This is a genomic window from Comamonas sp. GCA5, from assembly GCF_036541385.1.
In the GTDB taxonomy this organism is placed as follows: Bacteria; Pseudomonadota; Gammaproteobacteria; order Burkholderiales; family Burkholderiaceae_C; genus Comamonas; species Comamonas aquatica.
The window spans coordinates 1-3,633 of sequence record NZ_JAZHFR010000148.1 but is presented as its reverse complement, the minus strand read 5'-3'; the positions used below and the strand labels follow the sequence as shown (position 1 = coordinate 3,633).

Sequence of the window (3,633 nt, the reverse complement as noted above, 5' to 3'; positions counted from 1 at the left end):
TTGGCCACGGCGCCCGGATGCCGCGCAGCTGCGCGTGGCGCTGGCGGCGCCCACGGGCAAGGCGGCGGCGCGGCTCAAGCAATCGATTGACAGTTCGCTGCGGGAGCTGCAGGGGGCCGTGGGCCGCGATCTGGATCTGGAAGCGCTGGTCCAGCGCATGGGCGCAGCGCGCACCCTGCATGCGCTGCTGGGCGCCAGGCCCGATACGCGGCGCTTGGCCCACCATGCGGGCCATCCGCTGGATGTCGACGTGCTCATCGTCGATGAGGCCTCCATGATCCACCTCGAGATGATGGCCGCGCTGCTGCAGGCCCTGCCGCCCACGGCGCGCCTGATTCTGTTGGGCGACAAGGACCAGCTCGCCTCGGTGGAGGCCGGGGCCGTGCTGGGCGACCTGTGCCGCGATGCGCAGCAGGGCCATTACGCACCCGACACCGTGGCCTATGCCGAGCGCGTGACGGGCCAGTCGCTGCCGGCGTCCTATCGGGCAACCGGCCCTGCGCTGCCGCTGGCCCAGCACACCGTCATGCTGCGCGCAAGCCGCCGTTTCAGCGGCCCGATTGGCCAGTTGGCGCTGGCCGTGAATGAAGGCGATGCCCCCGGTGCCATGGCGCTGCTGCGCACGCAAACCCAGGCCGGTCCGCAGGCCGAACTCTGGGCGCGCGAAGGCGGCGAGGTCGAGGCCGTGGTGCGCAGCGCCGTGCAGGGCCGTGGCGGCAGGGCCAGCTATGCGGCCTATGCCGAGCGGCTGGCGCAGCGTGGCCAGGGCGGCTTTGCCACCGAGGCCGAGCACCAGCAATGGGTGCGGGACGTGCTGGGTGCCTTCGACCGCTACCGCCTGCTGTGCGCCGTGCGCGAGGGCGCCTGGGGCGTGGCGGGCCTGAACCGTGCGGTGGAGCAGGCCTTGCAGGCCCAGGGTGCCATCCGCAAGGAGGGCGAGTGGTACCGGGGCCGCCCGGTCATGGTCACGCGCAACGATGCGCAACTGGGCGTGTTCAATGGCGACATCGGCATGGCCTTGCCCGGCTTTGCCGACCCGGCGCGGCTGCGCGTGTACTTCCTGCAGGGCGAGCACCTGCACCATGTCAGCACGGCGCGCCTGGCCCATGTGGAGACCGCCTTCGCCATGACGGTGCACAAGAGCCAGGGGTCGGAGTTCGAGCACACGGCCCTGGTGCTGGCCGCACAGGGCGGTAGCGTGCTCAGCCGCGAGCTGGTCTACACCGGCATCACGCGGGCGCGCCAGGCGTTCTCGCTGTGGTCCGAGGCGCCGGGGCTGCTGGCATCCGCCATCGCCAGCCCGACCCGGCGCAGCAGCGGCTTGCTGCGCTGGCTTGCAGCCGACGATCCGTCCTGAAAACAGAGCGGTGCACGCAGGTGGGACAGGCGCTGGAAGTCGATGGGAGTCATAGTCCTATGCTGATGGTGCTGTGCCGGGGATCTCCTGTGCCCCGGCCGGCGGGCACGCCCTAGAATGGCTGACATGCTGCTGGCCCTGTCGCTCCGATTGCGTCGCTACACCGTCTGGGTGTTGGCGGCGTGGCTGTGCGTGGTGGCGGCCGGCGTCGGGGCGCCGCTGGCGCGGGCCCATCTTGCCCTTGGGAGCCTGGAGCGCCTGTGCTCCGGCGACAGCGCGCCGCACTGGGTGCCCAGCCCGGCCAGCACGGCCGGTGCCGATGCGTCGGCGGCGCTGCACCATCTGATTGATTGCCCGCTGTGCATGCCGGTGCTGGCGCCGCCGCCTGCTCTGCAGGCCGCCAGCGTCCAGGCCGCAGCGCCGGATCGCCCGGTGGACTGGGCCTGGGTGCCGGTGCCGGCGCGCTGGACCTATGGCCCGCTGGCGCGCGGCCCACCGGGCTGACGCACGGTCTTTTCTGCACGTGTGCACGGCCGGCGTACGCCGGTGTGGGTGGGGCCTGGGGGCGCGGCGGCGTTGTCCGCACGCGCCACGTGGAGATCGGCGGTGTGCGCCGAACCTCCCAGGCCGTCACCCCGGTCCCGCAGCGTGGATGCCGGTGCACGTGCACAGAACACGCAGGCGATCGCCGCCGTGGCGACCTGCTTGCGTCGGGTCCTGAATTTTTGAAAGCAATCTGTGATGTTGAAGAACCCCATGTGGATCGCCGCTGCGCTGCTGAGCGCGGTCTTGACAACCCCTGCCATGGCCCACCCCGATGCGGCCCATGTCGCCGCCGAAGGCGCCTGGGCACGTGCCAGCGTGGCCGGCCAGCAGGCCACGGGCGCCTTTGTGCGCCTGACGGCCAAGGAGCCGCTGCGCCTGGTGGGCGTGCGCACGCCGCCGCGGCCGTGGGCGAAATCCACGAAATGAAGATGGAGGGCGATGTGATGCGCATGCGCGCCCTGGATGGCCTGGACCTGCCTGCGGGCCAGACCGTCGAACTCAAGCCCGGAGGCCTGCACCTGATGTTCCAGCAGCTCAAGGCCCCGCTGCAGGAAGGCACGCAGGTGCCCGTGACCCTGGTGTTCCAGGATGCCCAGGGTGCGGAGTCGCGCCTGCACCTGCAGGTGCCGGTGCAGCGCATGGCTCCCAAGGGCGGTGAGGCCGCTGGGCATGGCGGCCATGCCATGCCTGCGGGCGGCCACCAGCACTGAGGGACCACCGCCCCCAGCCGGCGTGCGCCAGGTGGGGGCGGTGTGTATCCGGTCCTCGGGGCGTCCGGGCTCAGGCGGCCTGGGGCCAGATTTCCACGCCCAGGTTCAGCATCAGGCGGTTGGCCCAGCCGAACAGCGCGGCCGAGTGCAGCATGTCGAGGATTTCCAGGTCGGACAGGCCGGCCTCGCGCAGGGCCAGCACGTCGCGGGCGGCGAACGCGCCCGGTGCGCGCGTCAGCACCAGCGAGGCCTGGATGATGGCGCGCTCGCGCGCATTCGTGCCGGCCGTGTCCGGGTCATCGAACAGCTGGGCCATCACGTCGTTGCGCTTGGCCAGTTGCTCGAAACGCTGGGCATGCACGGAGGCGCAGTACACACAGCCGTTGCTGCGCGACACGGCCGTGGCCGCCACTTCACGCTCCGCGCGCGACAGGCCGCCGGGCGCATACATGATGGCGTTGAAGGCCTGTGAACGCTCCAGCAGCACGGCGGGCTGGCGGCCGAGCAGCAGGTAGAAGTCCATGGTCATGGCCTTGGGGTGGCTGATCTCCAGCACCTTCTGCTGTTCGGGCGTGGCCGTGGCCGGGTCCAGCACCGGCAGCCAGGACTTCCAGTCCAGCGTCTCGCTGGTGAAGCCGTTGCGGCGCAGCGGCTCGCCCGGCGCGGGCAGGTTGGCGGGGTGCACAAACGGTGCGGCCGCCGCGGTGTCGGGGGCTGCATTTTGTGCGATGCCACCCAGCGCTGCCATGGCCTGCACGCCGACCAGCAGGCGGGCCTGGTAGGCCACAAAACCGACCAGCTGGGCCAGCAGCACGGTGTCGTCCACCGACAGGCCGGCCGCCGGGATGGCCAGCAGCGTGGCCTGGTCGCTGTGTGCAGGCTTCAGGGCCAGGGTGCGCACAAAGTGCAGCATGGCATCCAGGCGCGCATCGTCGGTCTGTGCGCCGGCCTGGTCCAGGACGCTGCGCAGCCCGGGGGTGAGCGCGCCGCCCAGGGCCAGCGCGCGGGCGCGGTACTCGG

The 3,633-nt window shown here is 71.6% G+C and carries 3 protein-coding genes and 1 pseudogene; 3 read left to right on the top strand and 1 reads right to left on the bottom strand.

Features of this window, described 5'->3' with window-relative positions; genetic code table 11:
- The 3 genes and pseudogenes from recD to SJH88_RS18645 form a co-directional block, all read left to right on the top strand.
- Positions 1–1,357, top strand: a 1,357-nt coding sequence (recD, locus tag SJH88_RS18655; protein ID WP_274755333.1) for an exodeoxyribonuclease V subunit alpha, incomplete at its 5' end; no start/stop codon positions are given.
- A gap of 126 nt (positions 1,358–1,483) precedes the next feature.
- Positions 1,484–1,861 (top strand): DUF2946 family protein, encoded by a 378-nt coding sequence (locus SJH88_RS18650; RefSeq protein WP_274755332.1) that lies wholly within the window; start codon positions 1,484–1,486, stop codon positions 1,859–1,861.
- A 237-nt stretch (positions 1,862–2,098) separates the two neighbouring features.
- Positions 2,099–2,613 (top strand): annotated as a pseudogene (locus SJH88_RS18645) (copper chaperone PCu(A)C).
- A gap of 70 nt (positions 2,614–2,683) precedes the next feature.
- Here SJH88_RS18645 and SJH88_RS18640 read toward each other — a convergent pair.
- A partial coding sequence (locus SJH88_RS18640; protein ID WP_274755331.1) for a peroxidase-related enzyme occupies positions 2,684–3,633 on the bottom strand: 950 nt, incomplete at its 5' end.